Here is a 24,562-nt window from a genome sequence, read left to right as displayed (position 1 = left end):
ACCCGACAGATATAATTACTTTGTCCACGGAAAACTCCAGTCCCTCCTGCGAGGCACCCAGTACAGCAGATCATGGCTCTGTAGGTCTTGTAACAGCAAAGAGCCACAAGTTTTGTGAACCTCTGCAGTTGGCCTGCGGGCGTGTTTTACAGGACTACACCCTAGTCTATGAAACCTATGGCGAAATGAATGCCGATAAAAGTAATGCGGTGTTGATTTGCCATGCGCTATCCGGTCACCACCATGCTGCGGGCAGACACAGCCCCGAGGACAAGCGCCCAGGGTGGTGGGACCACTATATCGGTCCCGGCAAGCCCATCGATACCAATAGGTTTTTTGTGGTGGCGGTCAATAACTTGGGCGGCTGCCATGGTTCTACCGGGCCCGTCTCTATCAATCCCGCCACGGGTAAACCCTGGGGCCCGGATTTTCCCTCCTTGCGGGTGCGCGACTGGGTACACAGCCAGGCGCGCTTGGCAGATATTCTTGGCATAGAGCAGTGGGCCACAGTGATTGGTGGCAGCCTGGGGGGAATGCAGGCCATGCGTTGGTCTCTGGAGTACCCAGAACGTTTGCGCCATTGCGTGGTGATTGCTTCGGCGATGAAACTCTCGGCGCAGAATATTGCTTTCAATGAGACCGCACGTCAGGCGATAACCTCGGATCCGGATTTCTGTGCAGGGCGCTATCTGGAGGAGGGGAAACTGCCACGTGGAGGTTTGGCTGTCGCGCGCATGATTGGCCACATTACCTATCTTTCCGATGATGGTTTGGCGCATAAATTTGGTCGTGAACTGCGTTCCGGCAGCTTCCAGCAGGGCGTTGACGAAGAGGTGGAGTTCCAGATTCAGAGTTATTTGCGCTACCAGGGTGATAGCTTTTCCAGCAGTTTCGATCCAAATACCTACATTCTTATGACACGAGCGCTGGATATTTTTGATCTCGCACGAGAGTACAACGACGACCCAGTAGCGGCTTTTGCCCATGCGCGTTGCCGCTTTCTGTTGATCTCCTTCACTTCGGACTGGCGCTTCGCCCCCAGCCGCTCGCGGGAAATCGCCGATGCGTTGATGCACGCCAATCGGGCGGTGAGTTATGCAGAAATAGAGTCCGCCATGGGACACGATGCCTTCCTGTTGCCAAATAAGCGCTACGAGGACGTCTTTCGTGCCTACATGCAGCGTGTAGCGCTGGAGCACAAAGCAGGGCAGCCCGCATGCGTATAGATCTCAATGTAATCCAGGAATGGATAGCACCCGCAAGCCGAGTACTCGATCTGGGCTGTGGTGATGGTGAACTGCTGGAACAGTTGCAGAAGAACAAAGACGTTGTTGGTTACGGACTGGAAATAGATGCGCAGCAGATACACCGTTGTGTGCAGCGTGGGGTCAATGTCGTCGAGCAAAACCTCGATGCGGGGCTTACCAATTTCGCCGATGCCAGTTTCGATACCGTGGTAATGACCCAGGCCCTGCAAACCTTGAGGCACCCGCATCTGGTGGTGGGTGAAATGTTACGAGTTGGGCGCGACTGTATTATCACCTTCCCCAACTTTGGCCAGTGGAAGGCCCGCTGGCACCTGGCTTTTTCTGGGCGTATGCCGGTTTCCGATTTATTACCATTTGAATGGTATGACACACCCAATATTCATTTTTGTACTTTTCGAGACTTCGAGGTGCTGTGCGGGCAGAACGATTGGACTATTTTGCACCGCCAGGTAGTATCTGAGTCGAAATTAGGGGTGGTCTTTAAAGACTTTTTGCCAAATTTATTCGGTGAGACCGCGATATACCACCTGACTCGCTAAACTAATATCTGCGCCAAGTTTTTGTTCCTGGTCTCTGGGGCAAACTGCTGATATGGGTGATTATCGCTCTGGCCAAACCGCCGGGTCTGCCCGGTTATTCAGTTGAAAGGGCGCTCATAACAATTGGAGGTGACCCGTGAACCGCATCTTTAATGTCGCTGCCGCTCTTACGCTGCTCTTCCTGACCGCTAGTGCCATGGCACAACAGGCCCGTGTTATTAAGAATTACGAGGACTTCGGAGATTACCGGGTGATTTTCTCGGTGTTCAACAGTGACTTTATCCAGCCGGACATCGCCCAACAGTACCAACTGGTGAGGGCTAAAGACCGCGCCTACGTGAATGTCTCTGTGGTGAAAAAAGATGGTGGTACCAAGGGCCTTAGTGCGGAGATGTCTGGCAATGCGACAAACCTGATTCAGCAGTCGCGACCGCTGAAGTTTAAAGAAATTCGGGAAGGCGATGCGGTTTACTATTTGGCACCCTTGCGCTTTGAAAAAGAGGAAACTCTCACCTTCAATGTGGATGTGACCCTGCCCAATGGCAAGAAACAGACAATTTCCTTCCGTCGCAAGCTCTAGCGGCAATGGTGAATGACCTGGGTGAGCGATTCTCTCTGTTTATACGGCTGCAATAAGCTGTGTGATCACAGAAAGACATCTCAATTAAACTGAATCCTTTGCGGGCCCAGAGCCCGTTTTTTATTTGATACAGCATGTTAAAAAGAATTGTTTTGGCCAGCGGTAACGCCGGCAAATTGCGAGAATTTTCCCAACTCTTCAACAGCTGGGACATTGAGGTTCTGCCACAGTCTGAATTCGGTGTGAGTGATGCAGAGGAGACCGGGCTCAGCTTTATTGAAAATGCCCTGATCAAAGCACGTCACGCCAGCCGCATTAGCGGCCTCCCGGCGCTAGCCGATGACTCTGGGTTGGCAGTGGATGTGCTCGGTGGTGCGCCGGGAATCTATTCGGCGCGATATTCCGGCGAAGGTGCTACAGATGCACGCAATAACAGCAAGCTGCTTGAGGCCTTGCAAGGGATCGAAGAGGTGCGTCGTGGTGCCAGTTTTCATTGTGCACTAGCCTTTGTACGCAGTTTTGATGACCCGGTCCCCCTAGTATGTAGTGCCCAGTGGCGCGGCCGTATACTCAATGAGCCTGCCGGTGAGCAGGGCTTTGGCTACGACCCCCTGTTCTTTGTGGATGCGGAAGGGATGACCTCTGCGCAGATGCCGAGAGAGCTGAAAAACCGCATTAGCCACCGCGCCCAGGCAGTGGTGGCATTTGAAACGATGTGGCAGGAAACTATGCTGGGTGCCGATCTTGCAGGATAGAAACCATAGTTTGCAGTTACCGCCGCTTAGCCTTTACGTACATATCCCGTGGTGTGTGCGCAAATGTCCCTACTGTGATTTCAACTCCCACCAGGCGAGCAGAGATCATACGGATACGGAGTATGCTCTCCCACAGGCGGACTATGTGGCGCAACTGCGCCGTGATTTGATCAGCCAGCTGCCTTGGGTGCAGGGACGCAAGCTGCGCTCGATTTTCTTTGGTGGTGGTACCCCGAGCCTGTTTTCTCCCGAAGCAATCGGCCAGATCCTGATAATGGCTGAGGAGCTGGTTGGCTTCAGTGAGAATATTGAAATAACTTTGGAAGCCAATCCGGGTACTTTCGAGCAAGCTAAATTCACCGGCTATCGGGCCGCAGGGGTTAATAGACTCTCGATTGGCGTGCAGAGTTTTAGCAGTAGCCAGTTGCACAATCTGGGCCGTATCCACAGCGGTGAAGAGGCCAGTGAGGCCCTAGGGATGGCGCGGAAGGCCGGCTTCGATAATATCAATCTCGATCTGATGCATGGCCTGCCTGGACAGACAGAGGCTGAGGCTCTGGAAGACCTGCAGCGCGCTGTCTCCCTGGCGCCTGAACATATCTCCTGGTACCAATTAACCATTGAACCCAATACAGCGTTCTACAGCGCTCCCCCCTCGACACCGGGGTCACAGCTGATCGCCAGTATGCAGAGCCACGGGCGCGAGTTCCTTGCCTCGGAGGGATACTTTCGCTACGAGGTGTCCGCCTACAGTGGCAGGGGACTGGAGTCGCGCCACAACCTCAACTATTGGGGCTTTGGCGATTACCTGGGCATTGGTGCCGGAGCCCATGGCAAGGTCAGCTTGCCCGCAGAGGGGAAGATATTGCGCAGTCGCCGTACGCGAACTCCAAGAGACTACCTATCCATTGCACCCCGGGGAGGGGAGTTGTTGCAGCGCGCACTGGCTGAGCCCCATATTGATTCAATAGAGTTCAGCGATTTGCCCCTTGAGTTCTTGATGAACGCCCTGCGCCTGGTCGAGGGTGTACCGGTAGATACTTTTGAGCGCTATACCGGCCTATCATTGGAGGCTCTGCAGCGACATTGGCCGGGGCTGATGGCTATGGATCTGGTACAGCCGCTGGAGCGCCGTATTGCTGCCAGTGCCTTTGGCTTTGACTATCTTGATGAGATTCTTCAGCGGTTTTTGGAGCAGGCCTGATATCTGAGCAGGGCTTGAAAACGGAATTAATGCCCCAAACTCTGGGCTGATCGGCGCAGTACAGCTGTATTACCACAGCCGGCATCGTGAGATGATGCGCCTGCGGTGTCCCCGCATCGAGTAACTAAAGAACAGGAAAGCATTATGAGCGAGCACGCAATCATCAACGTAACCGACGCTGAGTTTGAAGCCGAGGTTCTCAAGGCTGAAGGTCCGGTGCTGGTGGACTTCTGGGCGCAATGGTGCGGTCCGTGCAAAATGATCGCTCCGGTCCTGGAAGACCTCTCTGGTCACTATGGCGAAAAATTGAAAATCGTCAAAGTTGACGTGGATGCCAACAAAGAAACCCCGGCAAAGTACAACGTACGCGGTATTCCTACCCTGCTGCTGTTTAAAGGTGGCAATGTGGAAGGCACTAAGGTTGGCGCCCTGTCTCGAGCCCAGTTGACCGAGTTTATCGATAGCCAGCTTTAATCCCGGTTAATTCATCCTGCAAAGAAGGCAAATTTCTTTGCAGGATGGGAAACACCCGTTATACTGGCTGTAATTCTGTAATAGTTCAGTCAGCTGTGAATCCAGTGACGACCAGCTGAAGAAAACGCCCCCCCATAGGTCCCTGACTATTCCCGGCGTATTTATTCCTCGAATTGAGCTTAATTGAGACGGCTTTCCCTATAACGTTTAGTGTTGGAAAGCTAAAGCCAATGAGTATTACGCTTTTGAAAGGCATGGAGTCCTGGAGTACCGGGCAAATAAACGAGCAAATCTCTGATTTTCAAACCCCTCCTCAAATTATTTCCGGCGTGTCCGCGCCAATGACAACAGAAACCTTAATAAGCAATTGGTATGAATCTCTCCGAATTAAAAACCAAACCCATTGAAGAGTTGATTGAAATAGCCAAAGGCATGGGCCTGGAAAACCTGGCCCGGTCGCGTAAACAGGATATTATTTTTAATATTCTCAAACGCCACGCCAAAAGCGGTGAAGATATTTACGGTGATGGCGTACTGGAAATCCTTCAGGATGGTTTTGGATTTTTGCGTTCCGCTGATTCCTCCTATCTCGCGGGTCCGGATGATATCTATGTTTCCCCCAGCCAAATTCGTCGATTTAATTTGCGCACGGGTGACTCAATTTCCGGAAAAATTCGCCCACCAAAAGAGGGTGAGAGATATTTCGCTCTATTAAAGGTTAACGAAATTAATTTCGATAAACCGGAAAATGCCCGCAATAAGATTCTTTTTGAAAACCTCACCCCGCTTTTCCCCAACGATCGCTTAACCCTGGAATGTGGAAATGGCTCTTCCGAAGACCTGATTGGCCGCATTATTGATCTGGTTGCGCCGATTGGTAAGGGCCAGAGGGGTTTGATCGTGGCGCCGCCAAAAGCCGGTAAAACGATTATGTTGCAGAATATGGCTCAGGCTATCACGCGCAACAATCCGGAGTGCCACCTTATTGTCCTGCTGATCGATGAGCGCCCGGAAGAAGTTACCGAAATGCAGCGCTCGGTGCGCGGAGAAGTGGTTGCCTCTACATTTGATGAGCCTCCGGCACGTCACGTACAGGTTGCCGAGATGGTTATCGAAAAGGCCAAGCGCCTGGTAGAGCACAAGAAAGACGTGGTCATCCTGTTGGACTCTATTACCCGTCTGGCGCGTGCCTATAACACCACGGTACCCAGTTCCGGTAAGGTATTGACTGGTGGTGTGGATGCCCACGCCCTCGAGAGACCTAAGCGTTTCTTCGGCGCCGCACGGAATATTGAAGAAGGCGGAAGTCTGTCTATTATTGCTACTGCACTGATTGATACTGGCTCGAAGATGGACGAGGTGATTTTCGAGGAGTTTAAAGGCACGGGTAATATGGAGTTGCAGTTGGATCGTAAGATCGCGGAAAAACGTGTTTATCCGGCAATTAATGTTCGACGCTCGGGAACACGTCGAGAAGAGCTGCTGATGCCTGAGGGCGAGCTGCAGCGGGTATGGATCCTGCGCAAGTTACTACATGATATGGAAGATGTAGCCTCAACTGAATTCCTGGTGGACAAGCTGAAAGACTTCAAGACAAATGACGAATTCTTCCTGTCCATGAAACGGAAATAATTTTTTTATATAAAAGGCGCCCATATCGGCGCCTTTTATATTCTGGTTTGCACAAAGTGATTATTTGCGCGAATTAATGTTGAAAAGGCGAGCTATAAGGCATATAAAGTTCCACATCGTGGCGCTGGGTATGAAATTTATAGTTTGGCGCCCGACCGAATTGGCCCAGGGATAACCCCGCAAAGGGCCAATCTCAAATGGATAATCTGGTGGAGCTGGTTATTCATTTGTGACTGCACGACAGCCCACACATCTAGTGAGAACCTTTTGTGAATATCTATATTGGAAATCTGGCCTACGCGGTAACCTCTGACGACCTGCACGAAGCTTTCGGCGCATTCGGAGAAATCTCTCGGGCTACTGTTATTACTGACCGTGAGACTGGCCGCTCTAAGGGCTTCGGTTTCGTAGAAATGCCTAACGACGACGAAGCGCGCAAAGCGATCGAAGAGATGAACGACCAGCCTCTGTCTGGCCGTAACATCCGCGTGAACGAAGCTAAGCCTCGCGAAGATCGTCCGCGTCGCCCTCGCTTCTAAGCTACGGCTAGCTTAAGTTTTTTGCGACCCGCAGCATTTTGTTTGCGGGTCGTTTCTTCCTTTTCTCAATTGGCACCCTATCCTGGGGGCTGTTCCCTATTTTGTAATTTCTGTTTTACACTGCTCGCTGGATTTTTCTTCTTGACCGGCAGCCCATGAAATACAAAGACCTGCGTGATTTTATCCAATTGTTGGAAAAGCGTGGCCAGCTCAAACGGATTAAATTCCCTGTAGACCCCAATCTGGAAATGACAGAAATCTCTGATCGCGTTCTGCGCTCGGGAGGTCCTGCATTACTTTTTGAAAATCCTATCGGTTTTGATACTCCGGTGCTCGCCAATCTGTTTGGCACCACTGAGCGAGTAGCGCTTGGGATGGGGCGTGAGAGCATTGATGACCTACGTGAGGTGGGTGAATTACTCGCCTTTCTCAAGGAACCTCAACCGCCTGAGAATTTGCGCGATGCCTGGGAAAAATTGCCGGTTTTCAAGCAAGTGCTCAATATGGGGCCGAAGGTGGTCAAGGGAGCAGCCTGTCAGCAGGTGGTAGTAGATAAAGCTCACTTAGACCTCACCAAATTGCCAATTCAGACCTGCTGGCCGGGAGATGCGGCTCCATTGGTAACCTGGCCATTGGTGATCACTCGTGGGCCAGAGAAGAAGCGCCAAAACCTGGGTATTTATCGCATGCAGTTAATCGGTAAAAACCGACTGATTATGCGTTGGCTCAGCCACCGGGGAGGTGCGCTGGATTACCGTGATTGGTGCCGGAAGCACCCTGGGGAGCCCTATCCTGTAGCTGTAGCACTTGGTGCAGATCCGGCCACAATACTGGGAGCAGTGACCCCAGTACCGGATAGTCTGTCGGAATACGCCTTTGCCGGGCTATTGCGTGGAGATAAAACCGAAGTGACTGGTGCATTGCTCAGTGATCTGCAGGTTCCCGCCAGTGCCGAATATGTGTTGGAAGGTTTTATCTACCCCGATGACATGGCCGATGAAGGCCCCTATGGGGATCATACAGGCTATTACAATGAGGTGGATCGTTTCCCGGTGTTTACCGTGGAGAAAATTACCCACCGGAAAAAACCCATATATCACAGTACTTACACTGGCCGTCCGCCGGATGAACCCGCGATCCTTGGCGAGGCACTCAATGAAGTATTTGTGCCTATTTTACAGAAACAATTTCCTGAAATTGTCGATTTTTACCTGCCACCTGAAGGCTGCTCCTATCGGCTAGCTGTAGTAACTATGAAAAAGCAGTATCCCGGCCATGCCAAAAGGGTGATGATGGGAGTCTGGTCTTTCCTGCGCCAGTTTATGTATACCAAGTTTGTTATCGTTACTGATGATGATGTAAATGCAAGAGATTGGAAAGATGTAATTTGGGCTATGACAACCCGCATGGACCCCGCGCGTGATACGGTGATGGTGGAAAACACCCCGATTGATTATCTGGATTTTGCCTCGCCAATTTCTGGCTTGGGTTCGAAGATTGGTTTTGATGCTACTAATAAATGGCAGGGAGAAACCAACAGAGAGTGGGGTAATCCTATCGAGAAAGATCCACAGGTGGTCCAGAGGGTCGATGAAATCTGGTCCAAGCTAGGTTTTGAATAATTGCTGCTCTCTTTATTTTAGTTATTCTTCCATAGAGCGTCCCAAGAGGCGCTCTAGTTGCTAATTTCTTAGCATTTAACCATTTTTCCAAATTCCCGCATCTATAGATAAAGCTGATAACGTCAAATCTCGGTATCAGCGTTATGGCCGTCTTTGATTAATTGTGGGGAATATTTAAATGAGAGTACTTTATGCTGTCAGCTTAATGATTGTTGGCGTTTTCGGATTTTGGGCTATATTGCCAAGCCAGCAGGAGAGAAGCGCCGAGATTACCAATATTGAAGAATTTCTGCCCACAATTATGAAAGAGGCGGCTATTCCTGGTATGGCCGTTTCAAGAGTAAAAGACGGTAAGCTTGTTTTTCAGCAAGTCTACGGAATGGCGGATGTGGAATCTGGTGAGGCAGTTACCCAGAATACTCCTTTTAATATCGCATCAATTAGCAAACCTATTATGGGCGTAACGTTATTGCAATTGGTCGATAATGGAAATTTGGAGCTCGATCGGGATATCAATACCTATTTACCATTTAAGGTGGATAATCCACATATAAGGGGTGAAAAAATTACTTTAAGAAATCTGGCAAGTCACACTGCAGGTATTGCGGATTACTATGACTATGCCACTTACTCTGAAAACCGCGACCCAGAAATTAGCCTTGAGCAACACCTCCGTTCTCTCCTTACTAAGGATGGTAGTCTGTACAATAATGGAGACCATTATCTGAAATCTATGCCGGGGAAAAGACGGCAATACAGCAATTTATCTGCAGGTTTGGCGGGCCTTCTAGTGGAGTCTGCAATAGGCCAAACCCTCGCTGACTATAGCAAGGATACCCTTTTTCACCGTCTGGAAATGGAAAGTGCAAGCTGGAAACTTAATGGGATGGATCTGAATTCTATAGCTGTACCTTATAAAGTAGAGCAATGTGTACCATTTGTCGGCCTGTGCACTGATGATGAATCAAGCAAAATAAATTATTTTGTGGGAGAGTTTATTAAGCCACCTTTCGAATATAAAAAATTTCATCCATATCCTCACAATGGTAATCCACAGTATCCGGATGGTGGTGTTCGCGTAAGTATTGCAGACCTTAGTGATTTCCTACTGGCAGTCCTTCATAACCGGGATAAATCAGGGGCGAAACTCTTGTCTGATGCCATGTATGAAGAAATGTTTCGTTTGCAGTTGCCCAAATCGGTTTCTGATTCGCAACGCTTTTTTTGGAGAGATCGCGATGGACTTGTGGGGCATATGGGGTCAGATCTGGGGGTTTTTACTGCTATGTATTTTGACCCAGACCGTAAGGATGGCTTTATTATACTAATGAACCGTGGTATGGATAGTAAGTCAGCCGAGGCGATGAGGCATATTGCCAGACGCTTAGTGCAAATATAATAATCATAAATAAGATAAAGTGATTAAGGTTGTATCTGAAATTTCTGAAAATCCATTAATAGGTTTTTTCGGTGATTGAGGAAGTTCCAATGGGTATCATTGGGTTGAGCTCTCTCACTATAGGAAAAGGAGTACCAATTATGATTAGAGCCAAAGAGGATATAATTAAAATTCTTTCAGTCGCCCTGTGTTGTTTTCCACTTATGGTGAATGCAGGAGAGACTAACCTGAAGAGTAAGGAAGCTTTCGAGCGAATAAAATCACTTAATGGAGATTGGAAAAAGGAAGGCGATACAGGGGGGGATTTTTATATTAAATTTTCCCAGACTGCCGGAGCCTCTGTTTTGGTAGAGAATTGGCTGTATAAGGGTAAATCTCATTCGCTCACTATCTATCATATGGATAATGGCAATTTATTGGCAACCCACTATTGCCCTCAAGGAAATCAGCCCCGTTTGCAGCTTAGTGCAGGTGGTGAAAGAGGGCAGCTGGTGTTTTCTTTTAAAGATGCTACCAATCTTTTGGATTTAGAAGCCAATCACCAACATAGTTTGGGCTTTGAGTGGTTGGAGAGTGAAGGGATCATCCGTACAGAGAGCTATATGGAAAATGGAGCTCTAAAGCCTTCGAGTATGCGTCTAGTACGTAAGTAAACTGTCAAATCAATCAATTCTGTATATCACTCTTTCTTGCAATAAAGCTGGTAGTGATTCTTCTGCCAGCTTTTTTTGTGCGTCTAATTCAACCAAATGTGACTTAGGTAGTATGATGTAATCTCTTCTATACTTCGATGCTATATTGCATGTTAATTATGCTGTCGACCAATATATTTAACATTTGATGACATTCTTGTCTGGCTTTTAGTGGTCGATAAACAAATTACATCATGATGGTCCTGGGGATTAGGGCAAATAATTACAATATGAGGGAGGGGTGATAAATGGAATTGATTCTTTTTGTAATCATTATGGTGGCAGTCTTAGTCCTGCCATTAAAAATGGCTGCTGCCATGATGGGGGCGAGAAATACAGGAGTTTTCCACTGTCTTTTTGCTTTATTGTTGGCATTAATTGTACAGAGAATAGTGGGCGGCATGTTGCCCGGTGTGAGTGACAGCGCCGGGGTTCTCTTGACTATTCCACTGGCGGCTATTGCCTATATGTTGGTATTGGGTACTGGATTTTTGAAAGCAATAATTATTGCGATTCTGCAGGGAATAATTACTTTCCTAGCGATGCTTCTTTTTGCTGGTATGTTCGCAAATATCTAATAGCTTCGGGCAATTTTTTTCTTATTCAGCTTGGTCAGGTAGCTTTCAAATAGCTTTTTTACGGATGCCTTCTGTTCCTGATCCAAGTTAGATCTCCCTTTAAGTGGCGCTGTTTTATAAATTTTTCTTTTTTTCTGGTGTAAAGGTAAACAGAAGCATCGCTGCTTTACGATATAGATTTAGTGAAAATCCCCAAGCTAGAGAATTTTATTGCTGTCTGGAAAGCTTTTATTTTTCCATTGAGGCTATTTCAGTCAAGTGGGGCTGATTTAGGTTGAAAGGGATTTTTCAATCGGAATCCTGCTGAGACTCCTCATTAAGGAACTGGCTCAGGGGTTCGAAATAATCATTGAAGGCCTCGAACTGCGGTATGTGCCCGACCCCATCAAGTTCGGTTAACTTCGCATCTGGAATAATGGCAGCCGCTTTTTTACCCAATAGGTCATAACGCCCCAGAGTCTTTTTAATGGGTTCGGCAGCGCGGGCGCGGCCAATCGCGGTGCGATCCCGGGTACCGATAATCAGTAAGGTAGGCACAGTGAGATCTGCGAATTCATAGATAACCGGCTGTGTGAAAACCATTTCTGAAGTGAGGGCATCAATCTTGGCTATATGCTTAGAATCAGGGCCCAGTGACCATCCGGCCTGAATATCGAGCAGGGAATCGTAGGACTTTCTCCATTTCCCATCAAAATAGACCCTGGACATATAGCTCTTAATCCCTTCGGGTGTTTGTGCCTGCTCTCTAAGGATGGCTTGTTCCAGGGGTTCGTATGGTACGACGCGCTTCCAGTCCTCCAAGCCAATTGGGTTTACCAAGGCGAGCTTTCTCACCATCTCCGGGTACATTAAAGAAAAGCGTGTAGCCAGCATGCCTCCCATGGAGTGACCAACGACAGAAACCTGATCCACTTTGAGTTTGTCGAGCAGAAATTTGGTATCTGTAGCCATACCGTGCAGGTTGTATTGCATCAATGGCTTACTGGACTTTCCGAAGCCAATTTGGTCTGGAGCAATAACACGGTAGCCCTGTTCTGTGAGCGCGGCGATACTATCTTTCCAGTAGGCGCCGGAAAAATTTTTACCGTGCAGAAGCAGTACTGTTCCCTTAGTGGGTACAAGCTTGTTCGCAGAAATATCCATATAGGCCATGGCCACAGGCTGGCTTAATTTGGATAGCTCTAGAGTCTTAACCGGATAGGGGTACTCGTAGTCACTCAGCAGCTTATCTTGTGGCTGGATTGGGTTGTCAGCAGCCAGCGTCACCTGTGATAAGAGAATGGAAAATAAAATAGCGAAGGATGAGAGATATTGCTGTGACGGTGTCATGGAGCAAGCCTCAAAAAGGATGCGGAGGCTTACTATGGGGCAAATAGTATAACAGGAAAAGGGCCCAGATTATCTGGACCCTTGGAGAAACGGTTAGGCGTGTACCCCGAGCAGGGGTTTGTCCTGACTGGGCATGGATACAGGAGGTAAGTTTGGAACAGCTTGCATCAGCCCTTCCTCAAACAAGCGCGAGGCTTTGTCCTTCTCGCCGAGTGCTTTAAATAGCCGTGCCAGTTCTGCAGAGGTTGCGGGGTCCTGACGTAACAACAGGCTCTTCTCAAAATACTGTTGTGCCTTTCCCCACAGTTCGTTGCGTAAGCTCAGGCGCCCGAGACAGGTGAGTAGGTCGGCACTCTCACCATATTCCTTGAGCCAGCCCTCTGCAGCAGAGAGCTGAGCCGCTGCGTCGGCACCGGTAAGGCGGCCGTATAGATCGGCCAGCTTGGGAGCCCACTCTCGGTTTAGTAGCCAACGCAGGTGTTTTTCCGCGGCGCTGTCATCACCGCTTTGGTGCAGCAGACGGGCAAAGAGACTGCGAAGCTCTACGTTGCGTTGCCAGCGGCCATTCAAGCCGTGCCAGATGTCATGTAGTTTCTCTCTGTCGTTTCGGTTTGCGGCTTCGATGAGTTGATGTTCGTAGACTTCCCGCTCTAGTTTTTGTCGGTCTTCTTCGGACATATTGGCGTGTTTTTCTAATTCAGGGAGAAGTTCTCTCAGGTTGCTCCAGTCCCCCAAAGCGTAATAGGCCTGCTTGAGCATCTGTAGCAGAGCCGGGTGCTTAGGTTCTAATTGCTTGGCTCGCTTGAGGCTGGCGATACACTGTTCGTAGTGTTTATCCTGTAGCTGCATACGGGCCTGGCTCAAAGCCACTGCCAAGCCAGTGTCATCGCCACAGGCTTCGGCTTTTGCCAGCAACTCATTGGCTTCTTCGCGAAATCCAAGCTCATGAGCGCTGCGCGCGGCAGCCAGGTAATTAATCAGTGGCGCCTCGGAGCGCGGCGCACTTTTTAAAAGTTGTCGTCGGGCACGTGACCAGTTGCCCTCCATAAACTCCACCAGGCCACTAGTGAGACGTCTGCGGGCGACCCGCTGGCGGCCAAAGCGCAGGCGATCGACGCTGCCGCGCACAGCGCGAAAGAGACTGCGGCTTATCCAGGTGAGAAGAAACAGGGCGAGCAAAAGGGCAACTAGCGCGACTATGGCGAACCAGAGATTCATCTCATAGCCTTTGTTGAGTTCGCCACCGAAGCCGATTACCAAATACCCGGGGTAATTCTGATTTATCTGCGGCAGTAAGGCGCCGAGAAGTAATAGGGCGACAGCAGCAAAAAGGACCTTTCTCACTGGCTGACCTCCTCGGTGGTGCCGGTGCCATACCCTGACGTTTTGTGCAGCCGCTCAATGTAATTGTAGAGAGCCACCTGTGAGGCATTCAGGTCTGGCATTTGCGCCTGAATGGGCTGTTTGCTGAGTTCTGCCAGTTGTTGCGCGAGTGTGTTGCGCTGGGAATTGGCTGTGCCATAAGTCAGAAGCAGCTTGCGGGCGCTATCAAGAGCGTCCTTGTAAACGGTGCTATCGCCGCGCAATAGAGCCAGTTGTGCCTGCTCCATATTTAAACGCAGGGTTTGGCGAAAGCGTGCCTCGCTTTGAGGGGAGAGCATTACCGGGTTGATATCGCCATCGATGGGGCGAACAGAGTCGCGTAGGAAGTTGGTAAAATTTTGCCAGCTGCGCTCCCATGCGGATTGGTTATCCTGCGTGGGCTCTGCTTTTGCCACCTCCCTTGGAGTTTGGGTCATATCGAATTGCGGCTGTATAGAGGCGCGGATCAACTGCTCTTCCAGGGCGCGCAGGCGTAAATAGAGGCCTTCTCGATCGATATTTTCCACGAGTTTCAAAGCGGTGATATCCCGTGCCAACTGTTGGCGCACTCCGTAGAGATCCGGGAGATTAACCTGGCGCAAAATGGTGTCGACCTTTTCAACAAGGCCCAGAGCGGCGCGGCTATTGTCTTCAAGCATCAGCCGCTGATTGGCCATTCGCAATAGGTAGTCGGCCTCGGCCAGTTGCCAGTCCTCCCGGCTCACATTACCCAGCTCACTGAGCCGGTTGCCCTGGGCGGTGAGGCTGCGCTGAAGAGCCGCTAGCTGTTGCTGTAGCTGCAAAATAGTACGCGTTTGCGATTGTATTTGATTGCGCAACTCAGTATCTGTCTGTTGAAGTTGATCAAGCTGCTGGTTCTGTGGGGAGACGCTCGGCGCTTCTGCCTGCTGGGCTTCTATGGAAGGAGGTTCGGCAGTAGATTGTGCAGCGGGTGCAGTAGAAGTTATCCCTTCGCGGGCTTGGCTGGAAGTATCAGGCCCGGTAGAAATATTTGGCGATGTGACTTCACCTTGTGATTCGGCTTTCTGTGTGGACACAGTTTGTTTGGCAGGGAAAAAGTCCAGCTGTGCGATGCGGTTGCGCAGTTGGGGCCAGCTGTACCAGGCAAAAGCGATCAAAGCGATAAGCAGCAGAATAAAGACCAGCCACCACCAATGCCCACCGCCCTTTTTAGGCATCACATTTTTAGCGGCCTTATCAGTTTTGCCTTCTGCTGCTTTGGCAAAATTACTCTTGCTCCCCCCCTTGTCCAGTGCATCGGAAGTGAGTTCGTTAGCCGGGGTGGAAGGATTGTCCTTGGGTTTTTCGTTGGTCATGGGCTTGGGGCGCAGCTGGTAATTGTCGTCGAATTATAGCGAGTGGCACCGACCATAATAGCGCCGGTGGCGTCGTTTTGAGATTTTTAACCCAATAGGGCAGCAAATTCGAGAGCAATTCAGTTTAGCGCCCTGAGCAGTGCCTCTAGCATAGCGCTGTCTCCGGCATTCTGAGCACTGCTGGTATAGATAAAACCCAAAGCACGGGCTTGCTCCGCGACGCGCGCGCTGGGACAGATAAGGGCAGCCTGGAGGAGGTGCGCGCAATTTGCACGCTCAATGCAGCTGTGTAGGTTCGCGAGAGTCTCGCCACTGTGGACCGTGATGGCATCCGGGATGAAAGAATACCCCGCCAAATCCGCTGGGGCACCTGCAGGTAGGGACCTACGGTAGAGTTCACAGTAATCCACACGCCCACCCCGTGCGCGCAAGGTGTCGCTAATAAGAGTGCGTCCGCCAGTGCCGCGGAAGATCAGTACCCGAAGTCCTGAAACCTCTTGTAGGGTGGGTAGGGCGAGCAGGTCCTCGGAGGTCATGTGTTCGCCGCTGTGCTCGCAGGGTATACCACGCATCAGTAATGCTTTAGCCGTGGCCGCGCCAATAGCGAGGTATCGTGGCCCCTGGGGTAACTGTGGCCAGTAATCCTCCAGCCAGTCGACGGCGTAGCGCACCGCATTCTGGGAGACGAAAATAGCAAAATCCACCTGGTCGAAATCGAGAATCCGTTTTTTAATGGCCTGCTGAGCCGCCTCATCAATGAGGGGCTCAATAGCCAACATAGGGATAGTGTCAACTTCCGCGCCCGTAGCGCGCAATAGCGTACCCCAGGTGTCGGCTTGATGGGCGGGGCGCGTGGTCAGTACGCGCTTGCCTTGCAGGCGCTTGGCCATATGGACCTGTCCTGGGCTTAAATCGCGTCGAGAATTTTGTCGGCACCCTGCTCCAGCAACTGTTCAGCGAGTTGAACGCCCAGAGCTTCGCCATCAATGGCTGCACCACGGATTTCGGCGCGGATCATGCTGGTGCCATCGGGACTGCCGACCAGGCCGCGTAGCCACAGAGCGTCGCCTTCCAGCTCGGCATAACAGCCGATGGGAACCTGACAGCCGCCGTTCAGGCGCTTAACCAGTGCGCGTTCTGCACTGAGTCGCGCGGCGGTTTCATGGCAGTGCAGTGGTTGCAGTAGGGCTTCCAGCTCGCTGTCTTTGCGGGCTTCGATACCGACAGCGCCCTGGCCGCCGGCGGGTAGCAATACAGTGGCGGGGAGAAAGCTGCGGATGCGTTCGCGCATCTCCAGGCGCAGCAGCCCGGCGGCAGCGAGAATAATGGCGTCGTACTCTCCCGCATCCAGTTTGGCTAGGCGAGTGTTTACGTTGCCGCGTAGGAACTTGACCTCCAGATCGGGGCGCTGCGCCAGAAGTTGGCACTGGCGGCGCAGGCTCGAAGTGCCCACAATCGCGCCTTGTGGTAGTTCCTCCAAATTGGCAAAGCGGTTGCTGACGAAGGCATCACGCGGGTCCTCGCGCTCGCAAATAACTGGCAGGTAGAGGCCTTCGGGAAATTCCATCGGCACATCCTTCATAGAGTGTACGGCGATATCTGCGCGTCCCTCCAGCATGGCCACTTCTAGCTCTTTTACAAAGAGCCCTTTGCCGCCCACCTTGGTTAGGGGGATATCCAGCACCTGATCGCCACGACTGGTCATTGGCAGCAACTCTACCTCCAGCTGAGGGTGCTCCTGCTGCAGGCGATCCTTAACATAATTGGCTTGCCATAGGGCCAGGGCGCTCTCGCGCGTAGCGATGCGGATACGGGAAATGGGCATTGGGCTCGATCACTCATTTGTGTGGGCGGGTAATTCTATCAGAGCGCCGGCAGCTATGGCTCAGCTTGCACAGATTCTGGGAGCGGATATCAGGCGCGTGTGCGCAGCCAGTCCTCGAGAATGATACGCGCGGCAATGGAATCCACTGGATTATCGGCATAGCTACCGCGGTGGCCGCGTTCGGCAGCCTCTTCTTTGGCTGCGCGGGTACTGAGGCGCTCATCAATCATTTCTACCGGTAGCCCGGTGCGCCCGTGCAGGCGCTGGCCAAATTTACGCGCACGAGCACCAAATTCACTCTCACTGCCATCCATATTCAGTGGTAAACCCACAAGCAAATAATGTGGCTTCCACTCGTCGATTAGTCGCTGGACCTTGTCCCAGTCGGGTTTGCCATCCTTTGCCGGCAGTGGTGGCAGCTCTTTGGCACTTCCGGTCAGGCTCTGGCCAAAGGCGAGGCCAATGGAACGGGTGCCAAAATCGAAGGCGAGGGCGGTAATGGGTTTACTCATCAGAGGGAACATCCGGTATTAGAGGGATCAATCTTGGGCCGGATGATAACCGGGAAGGGCTAGGCGTGTCCGGCCTGTGAGCCGAGCCCTGAGAGGTCGATACCGTGTCGAGCGGCGGCACTTTGCCAGCGTTTTTGCACTGGGGTGGCAAACAGGATTTCGGGTTCTGCCGGTAGAGTCAGCCAGGCGTTTTCCGCCAGTTCCTGCTCCAATTGTCCTGGCCCCCAGCCGGCGTAGCCCAGAGCTAGCAGCACATCGTCGGGGCCATGTCCTGAGGCCAGTGACTCGAGAATATCCCTGGAAGCGGTAAGACTGATTTCCAAATTGATTTCGCTCGTCGAGTCGAAATGTACGCCGGCACCGTGCAGGACAAAGCCCTGCTCGGGAGAAATAGGCCCGCCCAGCAGAACAGTTTCATCGCCACGTTGGCTGGAGTCCTTCAGCGACAACTGCTCGAAAACCTCTCGCCAGTGCACTTTGCTGGGGGCGTTGATCACTATGCCCATAGCCCCCTCTTGGCTGTGCTCAACAATTAGAGCGATGCTGTGCTTGAAGCGCGGGTCCTCCATGCCGGGCATGGCCAGTAGGAATTGGCCGCGCAAGCTGCCATGGGTTAGGTCGCTGTCAATGTTCGAATTGGGCATAGTTGGATTCTAGGTCGCTTGCGTGCAAGGCAAGTTTAGCCGCGCTCGGGCAGCTCACCTGCGGTAGTGGAGAAGCCAGTTAAATCGAAGCGCCAGGTGCGGATAATTTCGAGGCGGTCAGCCTCCTTGCGAATCTCCGCTGGGAAAGGCGCAAAGGGGGCTGCCAGGCGTACAATCTGTTGGGCGGCATCGTCGAGGATTCGCTCTCCCGAAGAGTCCAGAATCATGACTTCCTCCACCGCGCCTGTGGGCAGCAAGCGCACCATCATGCGCAGGCTGCCAGTGATTTTCTGCTGCAGGGCTTCCGCGGGGAAGTTGTCGCTACCTATTGCTTCCACCTTCTGGCGCCATTCGTGCAGATAAGCGGCATCTGCAGAGGCCTTGGTTGCCACTGAGGTCAGGCGCCGCACTCGCGGGCGCTGGGCAATAGTTTGGCGAATTTTATCCAGGCGCGCTTGCAGGCTGGCAATCTTTGGATTTGTCCTGGCTAGATCATTTGGTGCATCGCCGCGCTTCTCTTCGGAAAACTTGTCTTCAGCGGGTAGCTCCGGGGCCTGCAGAGGGCTGTCGCCGATGGTGGTGATCAACTGGCGGCGCTGGTCAGCAGGCCGTGCGGCTTGCTGCTGTGGTAGAGGATTCACATCGTGAATTTGCGTATCGGCAAATTCGGCGCGACGATTGCTGGACAGCTCCTTTGGGGTATCTGCCGTGCCGCTGGCCTGCTGGTTGTGTTGGGCCAGGTAGTCGGCATCTTCCGGTGCTTGTGGCGAGTTATATTGTGACAGAGTAACTTCCAGGGTTGGTGCGGCTTGCCGCCCTTCAGGTTCGGCAAAAGCCACACCAAAAATCAAAAGCGCGTGAATGGCGCCAGCGAGAAACAGCGAGAACGTAAAACGCTCGCGCTGGTCTGCATAATTTGGCGTCGTGTTGGCGGTGGAATTCATTATCTATTATCGGTTACTGCTTATATCTTGCCGAGCGTAACGCTCGGCATTCCCATCCGGCCCGTTCACTGGTGGGAGTCATTCAAGTTAAAGGCGCAGTTTAGCGCTTTTGTGCCAGACGGTGTGTGATGGCGCTCATTAGTCGCGCACCGATATAAGTATCGTAGGCAGTATCAATCTCACGCACACAGGTTGGGCTGGTGACATTAATTTCCGTGAGGTAATCACCGATAACATCCAGACCGACGAATAACAGCCCTTTTTCCTTCAGGGTGGGGGCGACTTGTTCGACGATCCATCGATCTCGATCAGTCAGTGGCCGCGCTTCACCACGGCCACCGGCGGCTAAGTTGCCGCGAGTTTCACCCGCCTCGGGAATTCTGGCTAGGCAGTAGGGTACGGCTACACCATCGACAACCAGAATGCGCTTATCGCCATCTTTAATTTCGGGAATATAACGCTGCGCCATGATTTGCTGGTGGCCGTGCTGGGTGAGCATCTCCAGAATGGCGCCTAAATTAGCGCCGTCCGGTTTGCAGTGAAAAATACCTGCGCCACCCATGCCATCGAGGGGTTTGAAAATGACATCCCGATGGGTCTTATGAAACTCCCGCAGGCGCTGCATATCCTTGCTGACCAATACAGGCGGGCAGCACTGGGGAAAAGTCGTTGCAAAAATTTTTTCATTACAGTCCCGCAGAGACTGCGGTTTGTTAACGACTAATGCACCTTCGCGTTCAGCCGCTTCAAGGATGTAAGTGGAGTAAATGTACTCATTATCGAAGGGGGGGTCGATACGCATTAAAATGGTATCGAGTTCTCCAAGGGGCATCTCCCTGGCTTCTTCCAGGCTAAACCAACGCTCGGCATCGTCAAATACCCTCAGTGGTCTGCCCTTACCAATGGCGCGGCCATTGTCCAGATACAGGTCGCTTTGCTCAAAATAAAACAGCTGGAAACCGCTGTCTTGTGCGGCCTGTAACAGTGCGAGTGTCGTATCTTTCTTAAAATTGATCTGGGCGATGGGGTCCATCACCACACCGAGGGAGTAATTCATCTTAGCTTCCGTAGTTGAAGGGATTTTTGATCCCGCGCCGCGGTGGTTGTGGCTGATTGAAATGTTGCCACTGCCAACTTGTAGGGTGGATAAGGTAAGAGCAGCTTCGTCTAGGTGCAACTTAATTAGATAAGTTGTCTGGATTGGCAATAAAAAGTGGTGATTATTTGCACCATAAGGTCTGCGGTGCTTCAGCGCGGCTAGATTCACCTGGGGTTCTGTGATAAAAGTTCCACCCAGTGTGCGATCTTGGCAAAGAGAGACACCCAGGCCCCGCAAGCGGCTCAAAAAAGGGTGCAGATAAAAAATTTTCGCGTGCCCGAAAATAAGTAAACAGGGGATTCAATAAAGACTATGGAGCTTAACTGGGAAAGTCTGACTGTAATGGTGATTGACGACAGTAAGACAATTCGCCGCACTGCCGAGACTCTGCTACAAAAAGCAGGTTGCACGGTCGTCACTGCTACAGATGGTTTTGATGCGTTGGCGAAAATCGCGGACTCCCGTCCCGATGTTATTTTTGTCGATATCATGATGCCGCGCCTGGATGGCTATCAGACTTGTGCGCTGATTAAAAACAACAGTGAATTCCGCTCCACTCCAGTAGTGATGTTGTCGAGCAAAGATGGTTTGTTCGACAAAGCGAAAGGCCGCGTTGTTGGTTGTGATCAATATCTGACAAAGCCATTTAGTAAAAGCGAGCTGCTGGGAGCAATTTCCGCTCACGCAAAGCCGCACCACGCAGCCTAAGTAATCACTAACAAAAAGGGTCTGATTTTTTGGGCCAACCCCTTCGCTCTTTGGGGGGGATGAATTAACAGACATACCGTTCACCACATCTGCCTGTGGTGGAAGGTTCTGTAGTCTGGCAGTGCATTGGCAGTAAGTGCAGACTTGGCACATGCCATCAAAATAAATACAACAAATCGCCAAGCACTGTCATTTATTGAGCAGTTGCCAATTCGAAGAAGTCATGGGGGAAATGATGGCAAGAGTATTAATAGTTGATGACTCTCCTACCGAAACACACAAGCTGACCACAATACTTGAAAAGCATGGCCATTCGGTAATCACCGCGCCCAATGGTGAAAATGGTGTGGATGTTGCACGCAGTCAGCGACCAGATCTGATTTTGATGGATATTGTGATGCCTGGGTTAAATGGATTCCAGGCCACACGCCAGCTGAGTAAGGATGGCAATACCGCGGGGATACCGATCATTATGGTGACTACCAAAGATCAGGATACCGACCGGGTTTGGGGTATGCGCCAGGGCGCAAAAGCTTATCTCACCAAGCCCGTTGATGAGGGCAAATTGTTGAGTGCAATTGGGGAGGTGTTGGCCTGACGGCCAGCTGCTCAGCGTGCAGTCACAAACCCCCTATCTAGCACTTGTTGATATCGCTCGGCGAGCTAAAGCGCAGGCCACCGGCCTGCCCGGCCGCCGAGAAATCAAACCCTATTGGACCGGAATCGGTTTCTCTTTACTCGGCCACAACTTCGTCGCCTCAATGGATGATGTTGTGGAATTGCTCGAAGTGCCGCAGCACACCTTTATTCCCGGCGTTCAGCCCTGGGTAAAAGGTGTTTCTAATGTTCGCGGCCGCCTGTTACCCCTGATTGATCTCGCAGCCTTTTACGGCGGCCACCTCTCGGGCCAGCGCCAACAGCGCAGGGTTCTGGTGTTGGAGCGGGAAAAAACCTACGTGGGGTTGATTGTCGACAGGTTGCACGGAATGCAGCATTTGGCATTTGAATATGCCCGTGAAGCACCAACAGATTTAATTGAGCCATTTGCGCCGATGGTGCATGGCCAGTTTATTTTACAAAAGGACCGGTGGCTGGTGTTCGACATGCGGGCTCTGCTCAAAGACCCTCATTTCATGGATGCTGCCACTCGTTAAGGTCCGATTGAATTTTCGGCATCTCGCAGCTTTTGAGATGTTGGGGGGACCCTAAAGCGGTGCAGGGATATTCGCACTGGCTGAGGGCCATTGTCATTAAAGCGTTAAATATTCAGTGGTATTAAACCGGCCTAATGCTTGGGCCCGCTAGGAGTAAACTATGAAAACAGGCTCCCAGAGCTCCTTTTCCGCGTTTCGCAGTAACCCTGCTGCGCTGGGTTTGGGTCTGCTGGTACTCGCCGTACTGGCGGGGCTGATTGTCAGTATCTATTTGGTGCAGACCCGCAGTGATCGCGATAAAGAGTACCTACAGCAAGTTGCTGAACTTCGAGCACTTTCCTATCAGCTGGTCTCCTATGCACCGGCGGCCACTTCCGGAGACGACGAAGCGTTTGCCGAGCTGGAAAAAGTTTCCGGGCAGATGGCTAACGCCTGGAATCAGCTGCAGGGAATGGATAAAGGCAGCCGCAGGGCGCTGGACGCTGAGCTAGCGACTTACGGTACCGTTTGGCGTAAGTTGCGCGAGCAGGTAGAAACGATTACCGGTAACAAAGAAACGATTATCTTCCTGAACGATGTTGCCACCACTTTGAGTGACTCCCTGCCGGAATTGCAGGCTGAGCACAACAATATTGTGGAAATTCTGCTAGCTAATAATGCCCCCGCTAATCAGGTTGAACAGGCTCAGTTACAGGTATGGCGGGCTGAGCGAATCGGTCGAAACATCGACAAGATGCTGCAGGGTGATGACGATGCCGAAGGCGCAGCCGACCAGTTTAATACCGATGCTAGCTTGTTCGGTAAAGTGGTAGATGGCATGAAGAGCGGTGATGTAGTGATGGGTATCTCCCGCATTACCGATGAGGAAGCGCGCCGCTCGCTCGATGAAATTACCGAACTGTTTGAATTTGTAAGTTCGTCTGTTCGCGAGATCTTCGAAGCAACCCCGGCACTGTTTGCATCACGTCAGGCAACCAACGGCATTATTGCATCCTCGCCACAGCTGCTTGAGGCTCTCAGTACTCTGAACGACCGTATTGTGAACCTGGCCGATGAACGTCAGCCAAACAATATGACTATTACCATTTTGGCTGCAGCATTCGTGCTGTTAATTTTTGCCATGATGGGAATGGCCTTCTCCGGTACCCGCCGCAGCCTGATGGAAGAAGCCGAGACCAATGAGCGCAACCAGCAGGCGATTATGCAGCTGCTGGATGAGCTTGCTGATCTCGCCGATGGTGACTTGACCACCTCCGCAACGGTAACCGAGGCCTTTACCGGTGCGATTGCAGACTCTATCAACTTCACCATCGACCAGTTGCGTGTGCTGGTATCTCGAATTAACGGCACCGCACAGGAAGTATCCGGGCTTTCTCAAGAAACCCAGCAGACAGCTCTGCATCTTGCCGAGGCTTCCGAGCATCAGGCTCAGGAGATTGCCGGGGCCTCTGCCGCGGTGAACGAAATGGCGGTCACCATTGACCAAGTATCTGCTAACGCCTCCGAATCTGCTCAGGTTGCCGAGCGCTCGGTACAGATCGCCAGCAATGGTTCCAAAGTGGTACAGAACACCATTAAGGGCATGGATAATATCCGGGAGCAGATTCAGGACACCTCCAAGCGGATCAAGCGCCTGGGTGAATCTTCCCAGGAGATCGGCGATATCGTAAGTCTGATTAATGACATTGCCGACCAGACCAACATCCTCGCACTGAATGCTGCCATTCAGGCGAGCATGGCGGGTGACGCCGGTCGAGGCTTTGCCGTGGTTGCGGACGAGGTTCAGCGACTGGCGGAACGCTCTGCCGCGGCAACCAAACAGATTGAAGGCCTGGTAAAAGCGATTCAGTCTGACACCAACGAGGCGGTAATCTCCATGGAGCAGACCACCACAGAGGTGGTACGTGGTGCACGTTTGGCACAGGACGCCGGTGTTGCGCTGGAAGAGATCGAGAATGTATCCAGCAACTTGGCCTCTTTGATTCAAAACATCTCCAACGCCGCCCGCCAGCAGGCTTCCTCTGCTGGCCACATCTCCAACACCATGAACGTGATTCAGGAGATTACTTCGCAGACCTCTGCCGGTACACAGGCGACTGCTCAGTCTATTGGTAATCTGGCGCAGACCGCCAGCGCCCTGCGTGAATCTGTTGCCGGCTTCAAACTGCCGCAAGAGGAGAGCGTGGAAACCAATAGTGAAATGTACGACGTGGAGTTGCCGGAGATGGATGCGGAAACTTTCACGCTCGACAGTGAGGAAAGCAACTCCTTGGAGTCCCGTGAAGACCGGGCTCTGGCCTAACCCACAAAATAAAGCCCGGCGCCTTCGTTGGCTGCCGGGCGGAGAGGGCGCACGGAGCAATTTC

Annotated in this window: 25 protein-coding genes; 16 read left to right on the top strand and 9 right to left on the bottom strand. The window is 51.7% G+C overall.

Annotated features, from left to right (window positions below; all coding sequences use genetic code 11):
- The first annotated feature begins 20 nt into the window (after positions 1–20).
- From metX to ACJJIC_RS01845, 12 genes are all read left to right on the top strand, one after another.
- Positions 21–1,226 carry a homoserine O-succinyltransferase MetX gene (gene metX / locus ACJJIC_RS01900; protein ID WP_445357849.1) on the top strand — a complete coding sequence of 402 codons (1,206 nt, stop codon included), beginning with the start codon at positions 21–23 and terminating at the stop codon, positions 1,224–1,226.
- Complete coding sequence (gene metW / locus ACJJIC_RS01895; protein ID WP_252084166.1) at positions 1,217–1,807, top strand: methionine biosynthesis protein MetW; 591 nt, start codon at positions 1,217–1,219, stop codon at positions 1,805–1,807. Before metX ends, metW begins: the two co-directional genes overlap by 10 nt.
- Positions 1,808–1,943: 136 nt before the next feature.
- On the top strand, positions 1,944–2,387 hold the full coding sequence (locus ACJJIC_RS01890) for a DUF4426 domain-containing protein (RefSeq protein ID WP_444883429.1): 444 nt from the start codon (positions 1,944–1,946) through the stop codon (positions 2,385–2,387).
- 134 nt (positions 2,388–2,521) lie between these two features.
- A complete protein-coding gene (rdgB, locus tag ACJJIC_RS01885) occupies positions 2,522–3,142 on the top strand; it encodes an RdgB/HAM1 family non-canonical purine NTP pyrophosphatase (protein ID WP_444908494.1) in 621 nt (206 codons plus the stop codon).
- Positions 3,123–4,346 carry a radical SAM family heme chaperone HemW gene (gene hemW, locus ACJJIC_RS01880; protein WP_444908495.1) on the top strand — a complete coding sequence of 408 codons (1,224 nt, stop codon included), beginning with the start codon at positions 3,123–3,125 and terminating at the stop codon, positions 4,344–4,346. The genes rdgB and hemW overlap by 20 nt, the downstream gene beginning before the upstream one ends.
- 144 nt (positions 4,347–4,490) lie before the next feature.
- Entirely contained in the window at positions 4,491–4,820 is a 330-nt protein-coding gene (gene trxA / locus ACJJIC_RS01875) for a thioredoxin TrxA (RefSeq protein ID WP_252084169.1), read from the top strand.
- A 372-nt stretch (positions 4,821–5,192) separates the two neighbouring features.
- Entirely contained in the window at positions 5,193–6,452 is a 1,260-nt protein-coding gene (rho, locus tag ACJJIC_RS01870) for a transcription termination factor Rho (protein WP_108731406.1), read from the top strand.
- A gap of 269 nt (positions 6,453–6,721) precedes the next feature.
- On the top strand, positions 6,722–6,991 hold the full coding sequence (gene rbp / locus ACJJIC_RS01865) for an RNA-binding regulator (RefSeq protein ID WP_020413665.1): 270 nt from the start codon (positions 6,722–6,724) through the stop codon (positions 6,989–6,991).
- A 155-nt stretch (positions 6,992–7,146) separates the two neighbouring features.
- Complete coding sequence (ubiD, locus tag ACJJIC_RS01860) at positions 7,147–8,613, top strand: 4-hydroxy-3-polyprenylbenzoate decarboxylase (RefSeq protein WP_444883432.1); 1,467 nt, start codon at positions 7,147–7,149, stop codon at positions 8,611–8,613.
- Between the two features lie 178 nt (positions 8,614–8,791).
- Positions 8,792–10,012, top strand: a complete 1,221-nt coding sequence (locus tag ACJJIC_RS01855) for a serine hydrolase domain-containing protein (protein WP_445357848.1) — start codon at positions 8,792–8,794, stop codon at positions 10,010–10,012.
- A 140-nt stretch (positions 10,013–10,152) separates the two neighbouring features.
- A complete protein-coding gene (locus ACJJIC_RS01850) occupies positions 10,153–10,665 on the top strand; it encodes a hypothetical protein (RefSeq protein ID WP_445357847.1) in 513 nt (170 codons plus the stop codon).
- A 287-nt stretch (positions 10,666–10,952) separates the two neighbouring features.
- A complete protein-coding gene (locus ACJJIC_RS01845) occupies positions 10,953–11,282 on the top strand; it encodes a hypothetical protein (RefSeq protein WP_252084173.1) in 330 nt (109 codons plus the stop codon).
- A gap of 288 nt (positions 11,283–11,570) precedes the next feature.
- Here ACJJIC_RS01845 and ACJJIC_RS01840 read toward each other — a convergent pair whose 3' ends face one another.
- The 9 genes from ACJJIC_RS01840 to gshB all read right to left on the bottom strand — a co-directional run bounded on the left by ACJJIC_RS01840 (position 11,571) and on the right by gshB (position 20,292).
- Positions 11,571–12,611 carry an alpha/beta fold hydrolase gene (locus tag ACJJIC_RS01840; protein ID WP_445357846.1) on the bottom strand — a complete coding sequence of 347 codons (1,041 nt, stop codon included), beginning with the start codon at positions 12,609–12,611 and terminating at the stop codon, positions 11,571–11,573.
- A gap of 93 nt (positions 12,612–12,704) precedes the next feature.
- The gene (locus ACJJIC_RS01835; protein ID WP_444883436.1) at positions 12,705–13,955 is read right to left on the bottom strand and encodes a heme biosynthesis HemY N-terminal domain-containing protein; all 1,251 of its coding nucleotides are present in this window, start codon (positions 13,953–13,955) and stop codon (positions 12,705–12,707) included.
- A complete protein-coding gene (locus ACJJIC_RS01830) occupies positions 13,952–15,310 on the bottom strand; it encodes a uroporphyrinogen-III C-methyltransferase (protein ID WP_444883437.1) in 1,359 nt (452 codons plus the stop codon). The genes ACJJIC_RS01835 and ACJJIC_RS01830 overlap by 4 nt, the downstream gene beginning before the upstream one ends.
- A gap of 119 nt (positions 15,311–15,429) precedes the next feature.
- Positions 15,430–16,200, bottom strand: a complete 771-nt coding sequence (locus tag ACJJIC_RS01825) for a uroporphyrinogen-III synthase (RefSeq protein WP_445357845.1) — start codon at positions 16,198–16,200, stop codon at positions 15,430–15,432.
- A 17-nt stretch (positions 16,201–16,217) separates the two neighbouring features.
- A complete protein-coding gene (hemC, locus tag ACJJIC_RS01820) occupies positions 16,218–17,135 on the bottom strand; it encodes a hydroxymethylbilane synthase (RefSeq protein WP_445357844.1) in 918 nt (305 codons plus the stop codon).
- An 89-nt stretch (positions 17,136–17,224) separates the two neighbouring features.
- The gene (gene ruvX / locus ACJJIC_RS01815; protein WP_444887786.1) at positions 17,225–17,647 is read right to left on the bottom strand and encodes a Holliday junction resolvase RuvX; all 423 of its coding nucleotides are present in this window, start codon (positions 17,645–17,647) and stop codon (positions 17,225–17,227) included.
- A gap of 59 nt (positions 17,648–17,706) precedes the next feature.
- On the bottom strand, positions 17,707–18,291 hold the full coding sequence (locus ACJJIC_RS01810) for a YqgE/AlgH family protein (protein ID WP_444883441.1): 585 nt from the start codon (positions 18,289–18,291) through the stop codon (positions 17,707–17,709).
- Positions 18,292–18,326: 35 nt separating this feature from the next.
- A complete protein-coding gene (locus ACJJIC_RS01805; RefSeq protein ID WP_444883442.1) occupies positions 18,327–19,235 on the bottom strand; it encodes an energy transducer TonB in 909 nt (302 codons plus the stop codon).
- A 100-nt stretch (positions 19,236–19,335) separates the two neighbouring features.
- Positions 19,336–20,292 carry a glutathione synthase gene (gshB, locus tag ACJJIC_RS01800; RefSeq protein WP_444910989.1) on the bottom strand — a complete coding sequence of 319 codons (957 nt, stop codon included), beginning with the start codon at positions 20,290–20,292 and terminating at the stop codon, positions 19,336–19,338.
- Positions 20,293–20,646: 354 nt separating this feature from the next.
- On the opposite strand from gshB, the gene pilG reads away from it, so the two are divergent.
- From pilG to ACJJIC_RS01780, 4 genes are all read left to right on the top strand, one after another.
- Positions 20,647–21,042 carry a twitching motility response regulator PilG gene (pilG, locus tag ACJJIC_RS01795; protein ID WP_020413651.1) on the top strand — a complete coding sequence of 132 codons (396 nt, stop codon included), beginning with the start codon at positions 20,647–20,649 and terminating at the stop codon, positions 21,040–21,042.
- Between the two features lie 235 nt (positions 21,043–21,277).
- Positions 21,278–21,640 (top strand): twitching motility response regulator PilH, encoded by a 363-nt coding sequence (gene pilH / locus ACJJIC_RS01790; RefSeq protein WP_252084182.1) that lies wholly within the window; start codon positions 21,278–21,280, stop codon positions 21,638–21,640.
- Positions 21,641–21,656: 16 nt separating this feature from the next.
- Positions 21,657–22,196, top strand: coding sequence for a chemotaxis protein CheW (locus ACJJIC_RS01785; RefSeq protein WP_444883443.1), 540 nt, complete (start codon positions 21,657–21,659; stop codon positions 22,194–22,196).
- Between the two features lie 160 nt (positions 22,197–22,356).
- Positions 22,357–24,498 (top strand): methyl-accepting chemotaxis protein, encoded by a 2,142-nt coding sequence (locus tag ACJJIC_RS01780; protein ID WP_252084184.1) that lies wholly within the window; start codon positions 22,357–22,359, stop codon positions 24,496–24,498.
- Positions 24,499–24,562: the final 64 nt, after the last annotated feature.

Source organism: Microbulbifer mixtoriginis (SeqCode) (assembly GCF_052468275.1).
The sequence above is the reverse complement of the archived record's forward strand: the minus strand, read 5'-3'. Positions and strand labels throughout refer to the sequence as shown.